Genomic DNA, 20,431 nt, shown 5'->3' on the forward strand with positions numbered 1-20,431 from the left:
ACCGACATGCTGTTTCGGCGCCGCCATCAATTGCCGTGGTGGAAGAAGCTCCTGGGCTGGCTCTGGCCGCGCTCGGGGCTCAAGCGCGCCGGTCAGTATCTTTGGCACCGCATTGCGCGCCTGCCGGGCACGCCGCATAGCATTGCAGCCGGGGTGGCGTCTGGCGCGGCTGTTTCTTTCACGCCGTTCCTTGGCCTCCATTTCCTCATGGGGTTTGCCGTTGCCTGGCTTGTCAGGGGCAATTTGCTGGCATCGGCGATCGGGACAGCAATTGGCAATCCCTGGACATTCCCGTTCATTTTTGCGCTGACCGGGCAGGTAGGCGGCCTGATCCTGGGGGATGCCGTGGTTGCCGAAATCCCGGCCTGGAACTGGGATGCGCTGCTGGGTGATCCGGTTACCTATCTCTCTGCTTTCCTGCCGGTCGTGTTTCCGTTACTTGTAGGGGGCGTGCCGGTGGCAATCGTTGTGTGGCTTCTTTTCTATTTTTCTTTTAAAGGGCTGCTGACGGGCTATCATGCCGCAAGACTAAACAGACGACAGGCAAAGAAGTCGCGGTAGGCGACGCAGAGGCATCAAATGAGTAACAAGAGCAGACTTCGTCTCGGGGTCAATATTGACCATGTGGCAACCATTCGTAACGCCCGCGGTATCCGCCACCCGGACCCGGTGCGCGCGGCAGGCCTTGCGGTTCTGGCAGGCGCGGACGGTATTACCGCGCACCTGCGCGAAGATCGCCGGCATATTTCGGATGAAGATATCGCCACACTCTCTGACGTATTGTCCGTGCCGCTCAATCTGGAAATAGCGGCCACGGAAGAGATGCTGGAGATCGCGCTTCGCCATAAGCCACATGCCGTCTGCCTGGTGCCCGAAAAACGCCAGGAACTGACGACAGAAGGCGGGCTGGATGTCGCTGGCCAACACAACCGGCTGAAACACTATGTGAACGAACTGAACAAGGCCGGTTGCAGGGTAAGCCTGTTTATCGACCCGGATGAAACACAGCTGGACGCTGCCGTATCACTTGGTGCGCCAGTAACAGAACTGCATACTGGCGCATACTGTGAGCTCACTGGAGAACCACAAGCCGAAGAGCTTGAGCGCATCCGCCGTGCGGTTGCCTATGGCGCGGCCAAAGGGCTTGAGATACACGCAGGGCACGGCCTGTCGTATGATACTGTCAAGCCCATTGCAGCAATTCCGGAGCTGGTGGAACTGAATATCGGCCACTTCCTGATCGGGGAAGCCATCTTCCACGGCCTTGAAGCCTCCATTAAGGAAATGCGCCGCCTGATGGACGAAGCCCGCGCGTAAAAAGAGATATATGAGTATTCAAAAGACCATCGCAGACTATACCTTCACCAGTCCCAGCCTTCTTGAAGAAGCGCTGACACACCCTTCGCTGTCTGGATCGCACAATTATCAGCGGCTTGAATTCCTGGGGGACCGGGTTTTAGGGCTTTCTGTTGCGACGCTCCTTCTTGAGGCGTTCCCAGGCGAGGCGGAAGGCAAGCTGAACCGCCGCTTCACAGCGCTTGTGCGCCGGGAAACGCTGGCTGAGATGTCGCGCACCCTTGGCCTTGCTGATGCACTGAAGGTGACGCCGGGCGCGGAAGCCGAAGGCACGCGCACCAAGGAAGCCGTTCAGGCGGACGTCACTGAAGCCGTGATCGGCGCCATGTATCTGGATGGCGGGTTTGAGGTGGCGGACAAATTCATTCGCAAGCACTGGGCGCCCCTGATGAAGGAAGGCCCCAGTGTGCACAAGGATCACAAGACCCAGCTTCAGGAATGGTGTCAGGCCCGAAGCCTGCCGCTGCCATTCTACAAAACGGTGGATCGGTCAGGGCCTGACCACAGCCCGGTTTTCACCATTGAAGCCACAGTCGAGAACAAAGGATCGGCGACAGCGCAGGGCAGTGCCAAGCGCCAGGCCGAACAAGCCGCCGCAGCAGAGCTGCTGGCGACGCTTACAGGAGAAAGATAATGGCCGAAACGGCTACACCAGGAACCCGCTGTGGGTTCGTTGCCCTGATCGGTGCACCGAACGCGGGTAAATCCACCCTGCTTAATGCCATGGTTGGCGCCAAGGTGGCGATTGTGACCCATAAGGTGCAAACCACGCGCACGCGCATCACAGGCATCGCAATGCAAGAAGACTTGGGCGCCCAGCTGGTGTTTATTGACACACCGGGCATTTTCCAGCCCAAGCGCCGGCTTGACCGCGCCATGGTCAACGCCGCCTGGAAGGGCAGCGAGGACGCTGAGGAAACTGTTCTGCTGATTGACGCCAAGAAGGGCCTCAATGAAGAAGTAGAGAAGATCATCGAGGCGCTTAAAAAGGCAGGCCGCACCGTGCATCTGGCGATCAACAAGATCGATACGGTCAAACGTGACAGCCTCCTCGCGCTCGCGCAGGAGCTCAGCGAGACCGGCGTGTTCGATGAGATTTTCATGATCTCGGCCATCAATGGCGACGGCGTGGCTGACCTGAAGAAGTTTTTGGCCAAACGCGCGCCTGTGGGCCCGTGGATGTACCCGGAAGACCAGGTGGCGGACGTAACCATGCGTATCCTGGCCGCTGAAGTAACGCGCGAAAAGGTGTTCCTGCGGCTGCATGACGAACTGCCTTACGCCACCACGGTTGAGACCGAAAAATGGGAAGAGCGCAAGGACGGCAGCGTGCGGATTGAGCAGGTCATCCACGTACAGCGCGAAACCCAGAAGGGTATCGTGATCGGCAAGGGCGGTACCATGCTCAAGACGCTGGGCCAGATGGCGCGCGAAGAGCTTGAAGAGATGTTCGGCCGCAAGGTGCATCTGTTCCTGCATGTGCGCGTGACCGAACGCTGGGCCGAAGACCGCACCATGTATCAGGACATGGGCCTCGATTTCGTCGAATAGGGCGGCTAAAAGTGACGCGCTGGAAATTTACAAACATAGTGGCAAAAGTTTTCGTGCTTGTTGCCATCTTTGCAATTCCAATATTTGTGTTCGCGGATTCCTTTGATCTAAAAATGTCGGCTTTTGTGCCCCTGTTTCTTGTAATGATGGTGGGCAACATCAATTACATGACTTGGCGGTGTAGAGCATGCAGTTGTCGGCCAATGACTTACAATAGAATTACCAGCCGTGTATTCCCGCCGACGAAATGCCCAAAATGTGGGGTAGACTTAACAGAAACTAGTTCGATATAGAGGCATCGCGTGGAATGGCAGGATGAAGGTATTGTTCTTTCGGCAAACCGCTTTGGCGAGCATGACGCGCTTCTGGAGTTGATGACCCGCTCCCACGGTCGTGCGCGCGGCTATGTGAAGGCGGGGATGAGCCGCCGGAACAAAGCCAACCTGCAGGTGGGCAACCGCCTTTCCGTTTCCTGGCGCGCGCGGCTGGAGACCAACCTGGGCCGTTTCACGCACGAGCTGATCCACAGCCCCTTGGGCCTCATGATGGGCGACGGCAACCGCATCTCCGCGCTTTCCGCCATTACCGCCGTGGTGGCCAGCACCATGCCGGAACGCGAACCCCATGAAGGCTTGTTCGAACGACTTGAAGCTGTTGTTGCGCTTCTGGAAGAATCTGACGGCGATATCGCGCTGTGGGCCGGGGCGCTGGCGAAGCTTGAGCTCGCGATCCTGAAGGAACTCGGCTATGGGCTTGACCTTTCCCAGTGCGCAGGTACCGGCACCACGGAAAACCTGCGCTATGTCTCGCCCAAAACCGGGCGGGCGGTCAGCCTGGAGGCAGGCGGGCCCTATAAAGGCAAGCTGCTGCCACTGCCTGCCTTCATGACCGAAGGCCAGCTTGCAGACGCCAGCATGCACGACGCGCTCGACGCGCTCAGGACCACCGGATACTTCCTTGATCGCTTTGTCTGGGTCGTCAGCGGCAAGGGCATGCCGCCCGCGCGTGACCGGTTCCTATCAACGCTTAGCCGCTTGGCCGTCTCTCAATCGTCACCCTGAACTTGGTTCAGGGTCCATAGCGTCAGTTGCACTAGGCACTGCGGCGCCAGGCATTTTATGGATGCTGAAACAAGTTCAGCATGACAGTCATATCACCATCGTCAAATTTTGCTGTGGATAACCACAATATCTTGTGGAAACGCGCGATGTGCTTGATATAGTCGTGCCCATGACGACAAATCCTGAGTTCACAGAGAATATCATCGAGGCCCCGTTCGCAGATGCATTGAGCGAACGCTACCTCGCATACGCCCTTTCCACCATCATGTCCCGGTCGCTGCCGGACGTGCGCGATGGCCTTAAGCCCGTGCACAGGCGGCTTCTCTATGCCATGCGGCTTCTGAAGCTGGACCCAAAGACCGGTTACAAGAAATGTGCCCGCGTGGTTGGTGACGTGATCGGTAAATACCACCCGCACGGCGACCAGGCGGTCTATGATGCCATGGTGCGTCTGGCGCAGGACTTTTCCGTGCGCTTCCCGCTGGTGGACGGGCAGGGCAACTTCGGCAACATTGACGGCGATAACGCGGCGGCGATGCGGTACACCGAAGCCCGTCTGACCGAAGTCGCCGCCGTTCTGATGGAAGGGCTGGAAGAAGACGCAGTCGACTTCCGCGAAACCTATGATGGCGAAGACGAAGAACCGATCGTCTTCCCGGGCAGTTTCCCGAACCTCTTGGCGAACGGCTCATCCGGTATTGCCGTGGGTATGGCCACCAATATCCCGCCGCATAATGTGGGCGAATTGGTTGACGGGCTGCAGCTTCTTATTGAAGCGCGCCGCAATCCGGCCCGCGAAGTGACGGTATCTGACCTTCTTGACCGTATTCCAGGCCCGGATTTTCCAACTGGCGGCCAGGTGGTCGAGAACCGGGAAACCATCCTGCACGCTTACGAGACCGGCCGGGGCAGCCTGCGGGTTCGCGCCCGCTGGGAAAAGGAAGAACTGCCGCGCGGCCTCTATAACATCGTGATCACGGAAATTCCGTATCAGGTGCAGAAATCCAAGCTGATTGAAAAGATCGCAGAGCTGATCGGCGACAAAAAGCTGCCGATCCTGACAGACGTTCGCGACGAATCCGCCGAAGACCTGCGCATCGTACTGGAGCCCAAGAACCGCACGGTGGACGAGAAGGTTCTGATGGAGAGCCTGTTCAAGTTCACCGAGCTTGAAACGCGCTTCTCGCTCAATATGAATGTGATCGGGCTCGACAACCGTCCGCGCGTTCAGTCGCTCAAGGAAATACTGGACAGTTTCCTCGATCACCAGATCGACGTGCTCTTGAGGCGCAACCGCTTCCGGCTTGAGAAGATCGAGCGCCGCTTGGAAATCCTCTCCGGCTATCTGATTGCCTACCTCAATCTGGATGAAGTGATCCGCATCATCCGGGAAGAGGATGACGCCAAGGCAAGCCTGATGAGCACCTTCAAGCTGACGGATAACCAGGCCGAAGCCATCCTGAACATGCGCCTGCGGGCGCTCAGGAAGCTCGAGGAAATGGAAATCCGCACCGAGCACGCCAAGCTTGAGGAAGAAAAATCCAAGATCCTGGCCCTGCTGGGCAGCGAAGAGCTCCAGTGGATCGCGGTTGGCGACAAACTCAGCGATATCAAAGAGCGTTTCGGTCCCGAAACAGACCTTGGCAAGCGCCGGACCCGCTTTGGCGATGCGCCGGTGGCAGAGGTCGTACCGCTTGAAGCCATGATCGAGAAAGAACCGATCACGGTTGTCTGCTCCAAGCGCGGTTGGATCAGGGCGCTCAAGGGCCATGTGAAGCCAGAGGAAGAGCTGAAATACAAGGAAGGCGATGAGGAGCGGTTCCGCTTCCATGCTCAGACGACTGACAAGATCTTCCTGTTTGCCACCAACGGCAAGATATTCACGCTGGGGGCTGACAAGCTGCCGGGTGGGCGCGGCAACGGTGAACCCGTGCGCCTGATGGTGGATATGGAAGCCAATGACGAGATTGTCTCCATCCTGCCGTATCAGCCTGGTGGCAAGCTGTTTGTTGCTTCCTCCATCGGCAAGGGCTTCATTGCTGAAGCCGATAACGCCGTGGCCATGAAAAAAGGCGGCAAGCAGCTGCTGAACGTCAAGGGCGACACGGTGGGCACCCACTGTATTCCGGTAGACGGAGACAGCGTCGCCGTAATCGGCGAAAATCGCAAGCTGCTGGTATTTGATGTCGAGGAAGTACCGACACTTGCGCGCGGGCAGGGTGTGACGCTGCAGCGTTACAAGGATGGCGGCATGGCTGACGTGATGATCTTCCACAAGGAAGAGGGCCTGACCTGGCCAATGGGTGGCAACAGCGACCGCTGGCGTACGGAAACAGAGCTCGCACCATGGACAGGCAAACGTGGTAATGCCGGCCGCCTGCCACCAATGGGCTTCCCACGGAGCAATAAGTTCCGATAAGGTAACGCCTCACATACAAGCCAGTCGTTTAATGGGGGAAACGATGCGTGCTTTAAAGTTCCGCGAGTTCGACGATGTCGGGCTCGTGCCATTCGAAAAACTTCTGCCATATCTGCGCGGCGGCTTTGCCACACCGGAGCAATTGCCGGCCATCTTTCGCCATCGGCGCAGGGGCAAGCTTAGTAAAGACCAAGCGGTTCAAGCAGACCTGGTGGGGGCGCCTCGCTTGAAACCTGCGCCTGGCGATACCTTTGTTTATGGCGGCGTGCTGCACTGGCATTTCGGGCACCTGATCGCCGAGTTCGTCCACCGGCTTTGGGTCCTGCGAGAGCCTGGCCTGGAAAACGCCACCGTCTTATTTGTCGGCAAAAAGCATGTGCCGCAGGTATTTCGTGACTGCATGGCTTACTTCGGTGTTAGCAAGTGGCAAGTTGTGGATAGTCCCTGCATCATTGAGCGGCTTGTAATCGCAGAGCAGGGCAAATCGATCGGTGAGACGCCGCACCCGCAGTATGAAGCGTTCCTCGGAAGCCTCGCGCAGGAAAACCGGCTGGATGATCTGGAAACAGAAAGGCGCTTCGCTGTCCTGAGGGGCCACCTGCCAGACCGCCGGTTCCTGGGGGAGGCTGATTTCGAGCGCTTTCTTGAGGGGGAAGGCTATGTGCCGTTCAGGCCGGAAAAGCATGACCTCCGCAGTCAGCTTGCAACTTTCCTGCAGGCGGAAGAAATCGTAATGTCTGATGGAAGCGCCTGCCATTTATTCGACCTGCTGCCGCGCACGGACGCGCGTGTTGCTTTGATTTCAAGGGCTCGCCGGACGGACTGGAAGGCCCGGGACGCAAAGGCTGTCGTCAATTCAATTGAAGCAAAATGCAGGGAACTGGAGGTGTTTGACGATACCAGCCATGTGGCATCCCCGACAAGGGACGGGCGACAGAGGCCTTTGGGACTTCGCTATGTGCCGCTGGACCGCTTGATCGACTTCCTCAAGCATCACCGATTTCTGCGCGAAGACGCCCGAATGACGGAACAGCCTGACATGATTGCTGATCTACAGTCATATGCAGCCCTTCATCTAAGGGATCAGATACGGGACGTGGACAATACTGATGAGCTTGTGGCCTTCCTAGTCAGCCGCCTTCATGAAAATACACTAGAGAACGAGCGCCTGAAGACAGCCATCGCAAAGCGCCGTGGCCTTTGTGGGCTGGCGAGAAGAATTCTGGGCTGATCGATTGACCGAGCAGGCTTTCGGATTAACTCAAAGGATAAGACTGCCAGAGACCAGAAGGGGGAATGATCATGGAACAAATCAGACAGAACTTGCGGGTGTGGTATGACTTCGTTGCAGACGAGGATGAGAAAGCGCTCAGCGACATGCTGGCTGACGAGGTGGTGTTTCATTCGCCTGTGGTGCACACGCCGCAAGTAGGTAAGGCCATCACCTTCATGTATCTATCTGCCGCGGGTAAGGTGCTTGGAAACGATGACTTCAAATATGTAGGCGAATATCTGACCGACAACGGCGCGGTGCTGGAGTTCAACACACAGATCGACGGTATCCAGATTGACGGGATCGACATGATCACTTGGAACGATGACGGTAAAATCACCGAATTCAAGGTCATGGTCCGGCCGCTCAAGGCCGTTAACAAGCTCCATGAAATGATGAAGGCCATGCTGGAAAAAGCAATGGCCGGCAGTGCCGCCTAACAGGTAGGCGACGTCACGGTGCCTGTGATACTTGGTGGGCTAGACGGAACAACCGTGCCGCCGTCGAGCAGATAGCGCGTTTCTTTCCAGCCGGAAAGCTCCTGCGTAAGGGGATCCCGTTCCCACAAGGTGAAGCCGAAAGCATTTTGCCAGTCAACCGTTGCAGCCAGGTTTGGGCCAAAGGTTGACGGCGAATATTGCGGCACTTTAAAGGCGCAGGGGCTTGCCTGCATTGGCGGTGTCAGCACCACCCCGCTGTTTCCGGAAACATATTGCATGGGCCTGATCCATGATTGGGATTTTGACCCGGTGCCGAAAAACAGCACACGTTCCAGGTTATGGATGTGCCCGGCGATCATGGTTCTGAGCGAACAGGGCAGGTTGCTGTCTGCCCAGCATGGCGTGCCCTGGCTGAAGGACTTAAGCGCAGCCGTTAGGTCTTGTTCCAGATTGGCCTCCAGCGCTGAAACCGGGGAATAGGGGTTGATGCCCCAGATGGGGCGGTGCCCGGTCCACCAGGCGCTGTTGGTAGCGGCGGTATCGCCCAGCATGGTCGTGAAATTGGCCACCTGCTTGGATGAAGGCGTGTCGGTTGAGCTGTCCATCACGATGATGCGGTGCGGTGCCCTCAAGGTGCCACCCCCAATAACACCAACATCAAAGTACCAAGGTGGCTGATACGCGGTCGGGTCAGGCGTGGATTCTGTGCTGTCGGCGGGGCAGGACAAGGAGTTTGCCGCGTCATGGTGCTGCAGGAAGTAGAACCAGCCGGTCCCCCAGGGGGCGTCAACGGGTGTGGGGTTGTCATACCCGCAGGCTTCATGGTTGCCGCGCACCATCACCCAGGGGCTTGTCAGCAACAGGTTGCGGGCAGGATAGAAGAATTCCTCATACCAATATTTCCAGCTGTCGCTGTGGCCTTTGTGGCTGTAACGGTAATCCCCCACATGCAGGACAAAGTCTGGTGTTTGGGCAGCGGCGGCGTCCGACAGCGTTCCAAACGGCCAAGTGGCGCTGGAGGTGCAGGACTGCTGGCTGTTATCGCGGCAGCCGGTGTCGCCCACAGTTACCATCTGTATCTGTCCACCGTTCCTGCGGCCTACGGCGTGCAAGGTAGGGAATGATACATATGGGCCAGCAGCGCCATCAGGCAGCCACAAGGGCGCCTTCTTCCCGCCGGTGGTCAGGGCGATGGTGTTCCATTTAGGGTCAACCGGGGCCTCACATACCGTCACGGGGAACTTGCTTGGGACATCGTTTTGTCGGGCCTTCAAGGCGGGTATGGGGGCAGTGGCATCGCCGAAGACCTGAAGGCTATAACTGTCGCAGGCTGTCTGGCCACCGGTGCCTGCCAGTGCAACCCGAACCAGGCCGGTCAGGTCTCCCTGTTTGGAGCCGTTACCAGTAATCTGGGTCCAGGCTGCCATGACGCTGCCGTCAGGGGCGCTCAATGGTGATGGCCCTATTTGGCCACTGGCAGGAGCTGCAATGGACGTGGAGAGAATAAAGGCGGCAGAAAGGGCGCGGATGGTCATGTGGTATATTCCCGAAAAATGGTGTGATGATCAGGGACTGGGAACAGACAAGTGATGATCTGGAAATACACCAATAAGCATATATATTAAAGCTTTTGTTTGTTTTTCAAGAAAAAGGGCGCAACCAGCGCCCTTCACTCGTGTTTTTCCAGTATCCGGCTGTTAGCGCCGGAAGTGGAAGAAATTCAGTTTATTGCCGTCCAGGTCCCGGAAGTATCCCGCGTAAAATGGGCTGTCATCATTGTCGCGCGGTCGTGGACCGGGGGTGCCTTCACATGTCGCACCAAGCTCAATCGCCTTGGCATACATTTTGTCAACGGTTTCCCGGTCTGGCGCTGCGATGGCGATCATCACACCGTTGCCGACGGTTGCGCCGTTGCCGTCATCCGGCTTGGCAATGCAGAACATGGGGCCGCCTGCGGACCAGCCTTTGAAACCGTCACTGTCCCACGCGCGTGCGTCCACGCCCATTTCAGCAAAAAGGGCGTCATAGAAGGCAGCAGCCCGCGCCATATCGTTTGTGCCAACAGTTGAATATCCGATCATTGTCTTGTCCCTCACATATATCGATAGGCTTGATATAGGGCGGGGTAGCGCGGTCGGTAGCTTCAAAAACGAATAGCAGGCTTTCGGCGGCGTGCGGTGTCAGTTGATACCATTTGCCGTGAGGAAGCCGAGGATCTTGTCCCCGCTGACCAGTCCGGCCTCGCGGGCGACTTCCCGACCGTTCTTGAACAGCACGAGCATACCGGTGCCCTGATATCCGTGCGCCTGGATGAAGCTGGTATCGCGGTCGAAATCGACCCTGACGGCACGGATTTCTGGTGCGCGGCCTGTTTCATGAAGTTCTTCGAAAGCGCGGTGCTGCAACAGGCATGTTGGACACCAGCTGGCGTAGATTTCCACCAGTACCGGCTCACCGCTGGCCATCAGTTCTTCGAAACGCGCAGGGCTGTATTCTTCCCAGCCTGGCAGGATCGGGTCAGCGGACCGCAGGTTCATGTAGATGAGCGCGCTGCCAAGAATGACGGCGATAACGCCAGTGACGCCTAACATGGCCCAAAGCTTGTTGAGTTTCGCTTTCATAAGAGATGCCTATCAGGGTTAGCCGCCGAACAGCTTGTTGGGAAGCCAGGTAACGATTTCAGGCTCGAACGCGATTACAATCAGCGCCAATACCTGGATGATCACGAAGGGAATAACGCCCCTGTATATGGCGGTTGTCGGCACGCTTTCAGGTACAACGCCGCGCAGGTAAAAGAGCGCAAAGCCGAAGGGCGGCGTGAGGAAGCTGGTCTGCAGGTTCATTGCCATCAGAACACCAAGCCAGATCGGGCCATAGGTGCCGTCCATGGCCAACAGTGCAGGGGCGACGACAGGCACAACGACAAAGGTGATTTCGATGAAATCAAGGAAGAAGCCTAGAACGAACATCAGCACCATCACGAGAAGGATGGCGGTAAACTGGCCGCCTGGCAGGCCGTGCAGCATGTTCTCGATGATTTCGTCCCCGCCAAGGCCCCGGAACACCAGCGAGAAGAGCGCGGCACCGATGAGGATACCATAGATCATGCTGGTGATACGAACGGTGGAGCGCATCACTTCGCCGAGCACACCGGTCTTGTGGGTGCGCAGGAGCGCGGCGCACAGGCCTGCGGTGAACACCAGCGTCAGCACAATCGCAAGATAATAGGCAACCTTGTCGGCCGTTGGCACCACCTCGCGCGCCATACGGAGGTCAGCATAATTCGCGATGGCAAGCAGCCCAAGAAGGGCGATCAGCGTGGCGATCACGATCATGCGCATTCGGGCCTGCAGCCGTGCAGCCCCCAGAAGGATCGCGCCAATCGCGCCAACGGATGCTGCCTCGGTCGGCGTAGCGATGCCTGTCAGGATGGACCCCAGCACGGCCACAATTAGGATAAGAGGCGGCAGAAGCGCCAGCAACAGGCGGCCGTAAAAGCCCGCATCCAGCTTTTCGCCTTCTTTGGCCGGAATGGCAGGGCTGGCGGACGGCCTGACAATGGCAATAAAGACCTGATACAGGATATAGAGCCCGACCAGCATCAGCCCTGGCACCAGGGCGCCAGCGAACAGCTCGCCTGCGCTCATGGGCGTGGGGGAGAATATCCCCTGATTAAGCTGTGCCTGCTGCCAGGCGCTTGAGAGCACGTCGGCGAGAAGGATCAGCACGATGGACGGCGGAATGATTTGCCCAAGCGTACCGGCGGCGGCGATAGACCCTGTGGCGAGCGACGGGTTATAGCCGCGCTTCAGCATGGTTGGCAGGCTCAAGAGGCCCATGGTCACGACCGTCGCGCCCACGATGCCAGTGGAAGCCGCCAGAAGCGCCCCTACAATGGTCACGGAAATCCCCAGGCCACCGCGCAAGGGGCCGAACAGCCGCCCCATGTTCTCGAGCAAGTCTTCAGCAACATTGGATTTTTCCAGCATCACGCCCATGGCGACAAAAAGCGGCACGGCGAACAAAAGCTCGTTCCGCACCACATTGCCAAACAGGCGGTTGGGCAGGATTTCGAGGAACGTGGCATCCAGCGCGCCTGTGCCGATGCCGATCAGGCCAAAGAGAAGCCCCGTGCCCCCAAGGGTGAAAGCAACTGGGAAGCCAGAGATCAAAAGGCCGACAAGGACCAGAAACATGGATGCGGTAAGGACAACAGACATATCCATGGCTTAGTCCTTTCGCGCCAGTTTGCCGCCGAAGCGCATCAGGTCGGCAACCGCATGCAGCGAAAGCGTCAGCGCGAACAACAGTAGTGTCGACTTGAGGATATAGACGAACGGCAGGCCTGAGGCCTCAACGCTGGTTTCCTTGATGGCCCAGCTGTCCATCACATAAGGCAGGGCCGAGATCCAGAACAGCACAAGAAACGGTACCAAGAGGAACAGGGTGCCGCAGAAGTTGACAATGGCCTGGCCGCGTTCGCTCATACGACTATAGAAGATATCCACGCGCACATGACCGTCCTTGACGGCGGTATAACCTGCGCCGCCCAGGAACATCATGGCGTTGATATATTGCAGGCTTTCCTGAAGCTGAATGCTGCCGGTCGCGAATACATAGACCATCAGCACCACAGCAAACTGAATAAGCACAAGCGCCAGCGGCAGGACCGCAAGCACATGGCCGCTCTTTTCCTGGAATGCGTCAAGCGCAGCAACAAGCCTGGCCGTCATTGCGGAACTATTCCTCAATCAGGCTGCGGGCGTGGGCAAAGGCCTGCTCCGAAATTGCACCCCAGCGGATACCGCTCTTGCGCGCTGTCTCAAAGCTTTCATAGACGCGGGCAGTGATGGCATCAGCCTTGGCGGCGTCTGCCAGCACGGTTGCGGAAATCGCGCCCAGCTCCCGAAGGATATCATCGCTGAAGCGCTTCAGCTTCACACCGTGGTCGTTGATCAGCGTTTCGAGCGCCCGGGCGTTGCCGGCAGTGAATTCGGAATACATGATGTCATTTTCGGCGGCGCTGGCCGCGCGGATGATTTCCTGCTCTTGCGGGGTCATGTCTTCCCACAGTTCCTTGTTCAGGCCGAGTGAGAGTGTCGTGCCAGGCTCGTGAATGCCTGGGTAGTAATAGTTTTTCACAATGGAATGGAAGCCGAACGCAAGGTCGTTCCATGGGCCGATCCACTCTGTTGCGTCGATATTGCCCTGGCTGAGTGCCTGGAAAATTTCACCGCCCTGTTTGGTGACAGGCGTGGCGCCCACGCGTTTGAGCACCTCGCCGCCAAGCCCAGGCATGCGAATCCGAAGGCCCTGGAAATCTTCGAGGCTGTTGATGTCTTTCTGGAACCAGCCGCCCATCTGGACGCCTGTGTTACCTGCGAGGAACGGTTTGATGCCAAAGCTGCCCGAGAGTTCGTCCCACAGTTCCTGGCCGCCTTCGAAACGCACCCAGGCGTTCATCTCAGAGGCAGTCATCCCCATGGGGACCGCAGCGAAGAAGTTGAAGGCCGGGGATTTGCCTTGCCAATAATATTCGGCAGCATGATACATATCCGCTTTGCCCTGGCTAACGGCGTCGAAGCCGCCCAGCGCACCGACAAGTTCACCGGCCGCATAGACCTTGACCTTGATGCTGCCGCCCGACAGCGCCTCAATGCGCTTGGCCAGGCGCTCGGCACCGGTGCCGAGGCCCGGGAAGTTCTTTGGCCAGCTTGTCACCATCTTGAGCTGGCGCTGTTTGCTGACGATGGCGGGGGCACCGCCTGCGCCTGGTTGCGGGCCACTGTCGCAGGCCGCCACCACGGCGGCTGCGCCCACAAGGCCCGCGCCGCGCAACAGATTGCGGCGGTTCAGCACTGTGTCGCTGCTGGTCGAAGCCGTGTTCTTTGTTTTGCCTTTTGCTGGCTGGTTTTTGGCACCGAAACGCACGAGAAACTCCCCCTTACAAAAATCCCTGGCGACCATTGGTTGGGCGCCGGCGGTCAGTATAGAGCGCCCGCCATGGAGGGCAAGCCCAGTTGGTGGTCAAATCATTGGGAGGACAGGGAAAAGAGGCTTATTTTTCAAGCTCGTCGTCGGCCAGCTCATACCAGCCGTTCTGGCCCAGGCGCTCAAGCGGCCTGAAGCGTCCCTTATAGTTCATTTTCGGGCTGTTTTTCACCCAGTAGCCCAGATAGACATGGGGGTGATTCGCAGCTCGCGCCCGGTTGATATGATCCAGGATCAGATGCGTGCCCAGGCTGCGGTTCGGCTCAGACGTGTCGAAAAAGCTGTAGATCATTGAATAACCGTCAGACAGCTCGTCTGTCAGCGCCACGGCCATCAGCTTGTTGTCGATCGCCCGGCGATATTCGATCAGGATTGTCGGCACGGGGCTGGTTTCCACCATGTCGCGGTATTCGTCCGCTGTCATGTCCGCCATGGTTCCGTCCGAATGACGGGTGTTCAGGTAAGCCTGCAGCAGGTCATATTGCTCGTCGGTCACAAGGGGCGGGCGAATTTCGGACTTGAGGTCAGCATTGGTTCGCGCGACCCGGCGGTGTGACCGCGACAGGCGGAAGTCTTTGGCCCGGACACGAACGGAAACGCATTCCGAGCATCCCTCGCAGGCAGGGCGATACACCACTGACTGGCTACGGCGGAACCCCACGCGCCCAAGCGCTTCATTCAGCGCTGCGGCATCTGGCCCCCTGAGTTCGGTGAAAACTTTACGTTCCGTCTTGCCGTCAAGGTAGGGGCACGGCGAGGGTGCCGTGACATAAAACTTTGGAAATTGAAGGCCTTGGTCGGTCATCGCAACATGACATCCTTTCTACAGGAGGTCATAATACCATGGAACAAACAGCGTAAAGGTTAACCAGACCACAAAAATTAGTGGTGTGCCCACGCGCATGAAGTCGATGAAGCGGTAATGGCCCGGTGCCATGACCAGAAGGTTGGTCTGATAGCTCATCGGTGTTGCGAAGCTGCAGTTTGCGCCGAAGATAACCGCCAGCAGGAACGGCATGGCCGGAACGCCCAACTCGTGCGCCACGGAAACCGCAATCGGCGTAAACAGGACGGCGGTCGCATTGTTCGAGAGAACATTGGTCAGCACCGCCACCAGCAGGAAGAAGCCGGAAAGGATAACCCAGACAGGGGCGCCCATCAGTGCTTCGATCATCGTGTGCGCCAGCCAGGAAGCACCACCTGTGGCCTGCATGGCTGTACCAAGGGCGAGGGCCGCGCCGACAATGGTGAAAACGCGGCGATCAATGGCCCGCGATGCCTGCCGGACGTTGAGGCAGCGGGTGATCATCATCAGCGTTGCACCCATCAGCGCGGAAACCACAATCGGAAAAATCTCCAAAGCGGCAGTCGCTACAACCGCGCCAAAGATGGCGAGCGCCCGCCACGCGAATTCCTGCATCGGCACATCGCTGGCGGAACTTTCCATCAGCATCACATCGCGGTTGTCGCGAAGGGCCAGAACATTGGTGCGGCTGCCCATGATCAGAAGCACATCGCCAGCTTCCAGCCTGAGGGCGGAGAGGGCGGCACGGATCATGCGGCTGCGACGCTGCACGCCAAGTACCGAACACCCGGTTTCGGCACGGAAACCAGTTTGGGCAAGCGTCCGTCCGTCCATGCGTGATGCCGGCGCGATCACAGCTTCTGCGATGACACGCCGTTCACCCGCCTTGTCGTCCACATCTTCGCCTTCGGCGGAGGAGACCAGTTCGGGGGAGGCGTTCAGAAGTTCCGTCATGACAGAGCGCGTCGCGGCCACCAGCACGATGTCACCAGTCTGAAGGGTGATGTCATCATAGGGCGGCAATAGCTTTTCCGTGCCGCGCTGGATCATCCGCACCGTGACTTCCTTGAGTCCCGGGAACATGCCAGCCACGGCACGTTGGCCCACAAGGCCGTTGTCGGGCGTCAGCTCCATTTGGAACAGGAACTGTTTGCCGCCGCCGCTGGCCATGCGTTTGGCGAGGCTTGCGCGGTCAACCAGAAGGCGCGGCGCGATCAGGATGACATAAAGGAACCCGACAGAGGCCAGAACCGCCCCCGGAACGGTGAAATCGAAAAAGCCGATGGTGTCGCCACCGGTCTGTTCAAAGGCGCCGATTGCAAGAAGGTTGGTCGATGAGCCGATCTTGGTCATGTTCCCGCCCAGGATGGCGGCAAAACTGAGCGGCATCATAACCATGGCGGACTTTTTGCCCATGCGGTCAGCAAGGGCCGCCAGGATCGGAATGAAGATCACGACAACTGGCGTATTGTTCATGATTGCTGAAATCAGCATCACGATAATCAGGCAGGCCAGGATAACAAGGCCCGGATAATTCTTGCCCCACCTGACCATCAATCGCGCCGGGCTGTTGAGAGCACCGGTCTGGACCAGGCCCTGGCCCGTTACCAGAAGTGCCATGATGGTGATCAGGGCAGGGTCAGCAAAGCCCTGCAACAGATCACGTGTGGTAACAAGGGACCTGCCGCTCGTGTCCACAAGCGGCAGGACTTCGAAAACGAAAAGCAGCATCGCAATTGTCGCGATGGAGGAAATTTCAAGCGGGATACGGTCATAGGCATAGGCGACAATCGCACCTAGGACGATGGCAAACGTCAGCCACATCTGGATGGTTGGTTCAATTAATTCCATAAGAGTACCAAGTACCTATGCTCTATTGTTACTGGATGCCCGGCAATGGGCAGCCCCCCTTTTGAAAGAAAAGAGTGTTACAGACGTGCCCACCTATGGACAAGTCAAAAGATAATAGAAAGTTTACCGGAAGAGTTGTCCAGTAGGTAGGTCGGCTGAGGCCCCTCTAGTTGGGGCCAGTCAGGTTTGGTGGCACAACCGGCGCTTCCCGTAGCACGAGAACGGTAATACGGCGGTTTTCTGTGCGGTTCGGTTGGTCCGGGTACAGGGGGTCTGTGCCCGCCTTGCCGACAACCTCAAAGAAGCGGTCCTGCGTTACGCCGGAATTATCCAGTACGCGGCGGGCGGAATTGGCGCGGTTTGCGGAAAGCTCCCAATTTGTCTCGCCATTCGGGCCGACAAAAGCGCCACCGTCTGTATGACCCTGGATTGTCACCCGGTTTGGCAGGGTTTGAATGGACTTTCCAATTTCAGCCAGCAGCTTCCGGGCGAAATCGTATAGTTCGTCCGTGCCGCTTTTGAACATGGCGCGACGGTCTTTGTCCAGCAGTTGGATCTTCATGCCATCTTCTGTGATTTCCATGATGATCTGGTCAGACATGTCCGCAAGGTCAGGAGACTGCTGCATGGCAAGCCTGAGCTGTTCCTGCATCTGGGCGAAAGCCGCGTCTTCCTGGGCCTTTAAGTTCACAGATCGATCATTCGGGAAGTTCGGATCCCCGCCGCCTTCTTCGGTCTGGCCGCGCTTGTCGCCGTCTGACGGGCCGCTTTGTGGCGGGCCGGGGACGGTGATAGCTACGACAGGAGATGGGTTGTTGCCGACTGCATCGCTGGACGGCGCATTGACAGCGTCAGAGCCGGTTCGGCCCGAAACTGCTGCTGTGGTTGGCGAAAAATAATCCGCAAGGCCCGCAAGGGTTTCCGGCGGAGCCACATTTAGAAGCCACAAGAGCATGAAAAAGGCCATCATCGCGGTCGTAAAGTCGGCATAGGCAACCTTCCAGGCGCCACCGTGGTGTCCGCCTCCCTGCACCTTTTTGACCTTCTTGATAATCGGCCTTACTTCGTCGTTGTCTGCCACTCTTGTCTCCCACCAGCACTAGGGTGCTTCAATCGCTTGCTACGATAGTGTGTCGAATTCCTTGTGTTAAGGATAAAGTTCAAGCTTAAGCATATGGTTAACGCTTTGGCATGAGTTTCAGAATATGCCTGCTGTCTGCTGGCACGGATTCTTTGGTCTCAATCCTGAAATATGTACCGTCCCGCCACATGGGGAACAGGTCGTCATAATGGTCTGACAGCGGGTTGCCTGACTGCCCGGTTGGGTGCGCATAAAGCGATTTGTCCAGGTCAGACAGGTCGAAAATGCCGCGATAACTTGGGCCAAAGGTCGACCGGTTTACTGCGCTGTCCCCCTGGCTTACACCGGCAACATTGATAGTGTGTGTGCTGCCGGACATAGGGGTGGTTATTTCGAAAAATTCTTTTAGAGCAGGAACTTGCCCAAAAGGTCTGTGAGTTTGGGTCAGGATATGTTCGCTGCCCCATTGCCAGCTTTTCCAGTCTGCACCATGACGCGCGGACAAGTCGGCGATGGTGGCTTCCATGGCCTGCCGGGCAAGAGAAGCACAGGTTTCAATCGTGTCTGCTGTTGTTGTGTTATCGCACCAGGCAAGCGCACTGTCGCGGTCAAGGGGTGGCTGTTCATAATAAGCGGGCGCGATCTTGGTGCGCTTGATGTCTGACCAGAAAAGCGTGCTTTTGATCAGTCGTGTACGTAAGCGTTTAAAGTCGCCATACAGGTCTCCCAGTTCATCCGCCATCAGGGCCGCCTGATACTGCCTAAGCCAGCTATAGAAAATTAGGGGCTCCGGCCTGTCTGCCGCCATGTTGCCGTCCCAAGCATGAAGGGCTTTGGCGATGTCTTCATTTTCGCCGCCCGCGGAGACGGCAGCGGCAATGAGCGGTGCCATTTCCCGCGCCATATCCGACGTGATGTCTTGTTGAAGAGCCGTGAAGCTCTCTAGGTCATGCTTTTCTGTAGCGTCCAGAAGATGGCGGATACGGTTGCCGCGGTAGGGCTGGGCCCAATCACGTGTCATGTAGAAAGGATAGTCGTTATCGACAATCTTCTCATTCGCTGTGGCAATCATGCCGCCTTCCGGGTTGAACCGTGTTGGCAACTGACCGTAGGGGATGAAGCCTTGCCAGTCATAATCCGCGATCCAGCCAGGGGAGGGCAGGCGCCCCATGATGTCATTGTCAGGGTGCCGGATGGGAACAAGGGCCGGGGCGTGATAGCCGATGTTCCCTTCGGTATCCGCGAAGATCATGTTTTGCTCGGGGCCGAAATAGAAGCTGCCGGCCATTTTGAAGTCTTCAAAGGTCTTGCTGTGTGCGAGCGCAAGCAAGCCTGTAATCGCCGTGTCCTCTTTCATGAGGGCGGTCCACTGCAGCGCCAGCACATACCCTTCGCGCTTAAACTCGGTGGGTGACGAGAGGGCATCGTCCATCACCGGGCCGTGGCGGGTTTCCCGCACTTTCAGCAGGACGTCACGCTCCCCTTTCACTTTGATCAGTTCATTTCTGATAATGAAATCGGCTGGTCCTTCGGGTGTCAGATACTGGTTTTCCCCGACCAGCTTTTCGATGAAGAAATCTTGCACGTCTGGGGCGGTATTGGTGAAGCCCCAGGCAATCCTGTCATTCCGCCCCAGGATGATGGACGGCGACCCGGGAAAGCCAACCCCCACAAGGTTTGTACCAGTGGTGCTGTTATGTAGCCTAAGCAGGTACCAGATGCTGGGGGTGGTCAGGCCCAGGTGTGGATCGTTGGCCAGCAGTGGTTTGCCGCTTTTGGTGCGGTCGCCGCTGATGACCCAGTTGTTGGAGCCAATGCCTTCCGGCAGTTCGCCGCCGATCATGGCAATGGTCTTATCAATCTGCAGCCCATACAAATTGCTGAAGTATGGGAAGGGAGGTTCTCTGTCGCCCGGATAAGTGGGATAAATAGCTGCCAATTGCTTTGGTGTCAGTTTGGTCAAAAGCCTGGCGCGTGACAGTTCCTGGCGCATGTTGCCCGAAAGGCTGAGCCACATCATTTTCTGCCAGACCATTGTGTCAATCGGGCTCCAGGGTTCGGGTTCAGCACCGAGGATAAGGAATTCGGGCGGCAAGGCGCCCTTGTGGGTCTCAAGATAGGCATTCACGCCGTCGGCATATGTATTGAGGGCAGCGCGGGTTTCCTGATCCAGCTTCTCCCAGGCGGATGCGGCACGATCCGCAAAGCCGAGCGTGCGGAAATATTTGTCGATCCCGAGCGTGTCCGGGCCAAGAATTTCAGAGAGGCGGCCGAGGCCAGCGCGGCGGTTCATTTCCATTTGCCACAGGCGGTCCTGCGCATGCACATAGCCGGTCGCGAAAAAGAGGTCATGGTCGCTGCTGGCGGAAATATGGGGCACGCCGTGTTTGTCTCGGGCGACGGTAATGGCTGCTTCAGGGCCCTTGATCGTCACGGTGCCGTCCAGGGTCGGCAGACTGCTTCTAACCCACCCGACCCCAAGAAGTACCGATAGTGCGATAACGCCGGCGATTGCCGCCAACCAGACCTTGAATGTGTTCATTTTGCCTCCCCATCCCTCTAAATGTTGGACACTTGCGACTTCCCCTCTTACACAGAGTGCC

At 57.7% G+C, this 20,431-nt stretch carries 18 protein-coding genes; 8 read left to right on the top strand and 10 right to left on the bottom strand.

What is annotated here, in order from left to right:
• The first annotated feature begins 6 nt into the window (after nucleotides 1-6).
• From ACFO5Q_RS18620 to ACFO5Q_RS18655, 8 genes are all read left to right on the top strand, one after another.
• Nucleotides 7-561: a DUF2062 domain-containing protein gene (locus ACFO5Q_RS18620; protein ID WP_068144385.1), complete on the top strand. Its 555-nt coding sequence runs from the start codon at nucleotides 7-9 to the stop codon at nucleotides 559-561.
• Between the two features lie 18 nt (nucleotides 562-579).
• Nucleotides 580-1,317, top strand: a complete 738-nt coding sequence (locus tag ACFO5Q_RS18625; protein ID WP_068144382.1) for a pyridoxine 5'-phosphate synthase — start codon at nucleotides 580-582, stop codon at nucleotides 1,315-1,317.
• 10 nt (nucleotides 1,318-1,327) lie between these two features.
• Complete coding sequence (gene rnc, locus ACFO5Q_RS18630; RefSeq protein WP_068144379.1) at nucleotides 1,328-1,990, top strand: ribonuclease III; 663 nt, start codon at nucleotides 1,328-1,330, stop codon at nucleotides 1,988-1,990.
• Entirely contained in the window at nucleotides 1,990-2,907 is a 918-nt protein-coding gene (gene era, locus ACFO5Q_RS18635; protein WP_068144375.1) for a GTPase Era, read from the top strand. The genes rnc and era overlap by 1 nt, the downstream gene beginning before the upstream one ends.
• Nucleotides 2,908-3,209: 302 nt before the next feature.
• On the top strand, nucleotides 3,210-3,968 hold the full coding sequence (gene recO, locus ACFO5Q_RS18640) for a DNA repair protein RecO (RefSeq protein WP_068144371.1): 759 nt from the start codon (nucleotides 3,210-3,212) through the stop codon (nucleotides 3,966-3,968).
• A gap of 169 nt (nucleotides 3,969-4,137) precedes the next feature.
• A complete protein-coding gene (parC, locus tag ACFO5Q_RS18645) occupies nucleotides 4,138-6,387 on the top strand; it encodes a DNA topoisomerase IV subunit A (protein WP_068144367.1) in 2,250 nt (749 codons plus the stop codon).
• A 43-nt stretch (nucleotides 6,388-6,430) separates the two neighbouring features.
• Nucleotides 6,431-7,618 (top strand): glycosyltransferase 61 family protein, encoded by a 1,188-nt coding sequence (locus tag ACFO5Q_RS18650; protein WP_068144364.1) that lies wholly within the window; start codon nucleotides 6,431-6,433, stop codon nucleotides 7,616-7,618.
• A 71-nt stretch (nucleotides 7,619-7,689) separates the two neighbouring features.
• Nucleotides 7,690-8,100 (top strand): nuclear transport factor 2 family protein, encoded by a 411-nt coding sequence (locus ACFO5Q_RS18655; RefSeq protein WP_068144362.1) that lies wholly within the window; start codon nucleotides 7,690-7,692, stop codon nucleotides 8,098-8,100.
• Here ACFO5Q_RS18655 and ACFO5Q_RS18660 read toward each other — a convergent pair.
• From ACFO5Q_RS18660 to ACFO5Q_RS18705, 10 genes are all read right to left on the bottom strand, one after another.
• Nucleotides 8,097-9,635: a metallophosphoesterase gene (locus ACFO5Q_RS18660; protein ID WP_082719708.1), complete on the bottom strand. Its 1,539-nt coding sequence runs from the start codon at nucleotides 9,633-9,635 to the stop codon at nucleotides 8,097-8,099. The genes ACFO5Q_RS18655 and ACFO5Q_RS18660 overlap by 4 nt on opposite strands.
• 162 nt (nucleotides 9,636-9,797) lie before the next feature.
• Complete coding sequence (locus ACFO5Q_RS18665) at nucleotides 9,798-10,181, bottom strand: VOC family protein (RefSeq protein ID WP_068144358.1); 384 nt, start codon at nucleotides 10,179-10,181, stop codon at nucleotides 9,798-9,800.
• Nucleotides 10,182-10,280: 99 nt separating this feature from the next.
• Complete coding sequence (locus tag ACFO5Q_RS18670; protein WP_068144355.1) at nucleotides 10,281-10,721, bottom strand: thioredoxin family protein; 441 nt, start codon at nucleotides 10,719-10,721, stop codon at nucleotides 10,281-10,283.
• Nucleotides 10,722-10,739: 18 nt separating this feature from the next.
• Complete coding sequence (locus tag ACFO5Q_RS18675) at nucleotides 10,740-12,326, bottom strand: TRAP transporter large permease (protein WP_068144352.1); 1,587 nt, start codon at nucleotides 12,324-12,326, stop codon at nucleotides 10,740-10,742.
• A gap of 3 nt (nucleotides 12,327-12,329) precedes the next feature.
• Complete coding sequence (locus ACFO5Q_RS18680; protein ID WP_068144350.1) at nucleotides 12,330-12,833, bottom strand: TRAP transporter small permease subunit; 504 nt, start codon at nucleotides 12,831-12,833, stop codon at nucleotides 12,330-12,332.
• Between the two features lie 7 nt (nucleotides 12,834-12,840).
• Entirely contained in the window at nucleotides 12,841-13,956 is a 1,116-nt protein-coding gene (locus ACFO5Q_RS18685) for a TRAP transporter substrate-binding protein (RefSeq protein ID WP_068144735.1), read from the bottom strand.
• A gap of 202 nt (nucleotides 13,957-14,158) precedes the next feature.
• Nucleotides 14,159-14,896: an arginyltransferase gene (locus ACFO5Q_RS18690; protein WP_068144347.1), complete on the bottom strand. Its 738-nt coding sequence runs from the start codon at nucleotides 14,894-14,896 to the stop codon at nucleotides 14,159-14,161.
• A gap of 18 nt (nucleotides 14,897-14,914) precedes the next feature.
• Nucleotides 14,915-16,747: an SLC13 family permease gene (locus ACFO5Q_RS18695; protein WP_068144346.1), complete on the bottom strand. Its 1,833-nt coding sequence runs from the start codon at nucleotides 16,745-16,747 to the stop codon at nucleotides 14,915-14,917.
• 166 nt (nucleotides 16,748-16,913) lie between these two features.
• Entirely contained in the window at nucleotides 16,914-17,828 is a 915-nt protein-coding gene (locus ACFO5Q_RS18700; protein ID WP_068144343.1) for a flagellar motor protein MotB, read from the bottom strand.
• A 97-nt stretch (nucleotides 17,829-17,925) separates the two neighbouring features.
• Nucleotides 17,926-20,370: a penicillin acylase family protein gene (locus ACFO5Q_RS18705; protein WP_068144341.1), complete on the bottom strand. Its 2,445-nt coding sequence runs from the start codon at nucleotides 20,368-20,370 to the stop codon at nucleotides 17,926-17,928.
• Nucleotides 20,371-20,431 lie beyond the last annotated feature (61 nt).

The sequence above is a fragment of the Kordiimonas lipolytica genome (assembly GCF_042651265.1).
In the GTDB taxonomy this organism is placed as follows: Bacteria; Pseudomonadota; Alphaproteobacteria; order Sphingomonadales; family Kordiimonadaceae; genus Kordiimonas; species Kordiimonas lipolytica.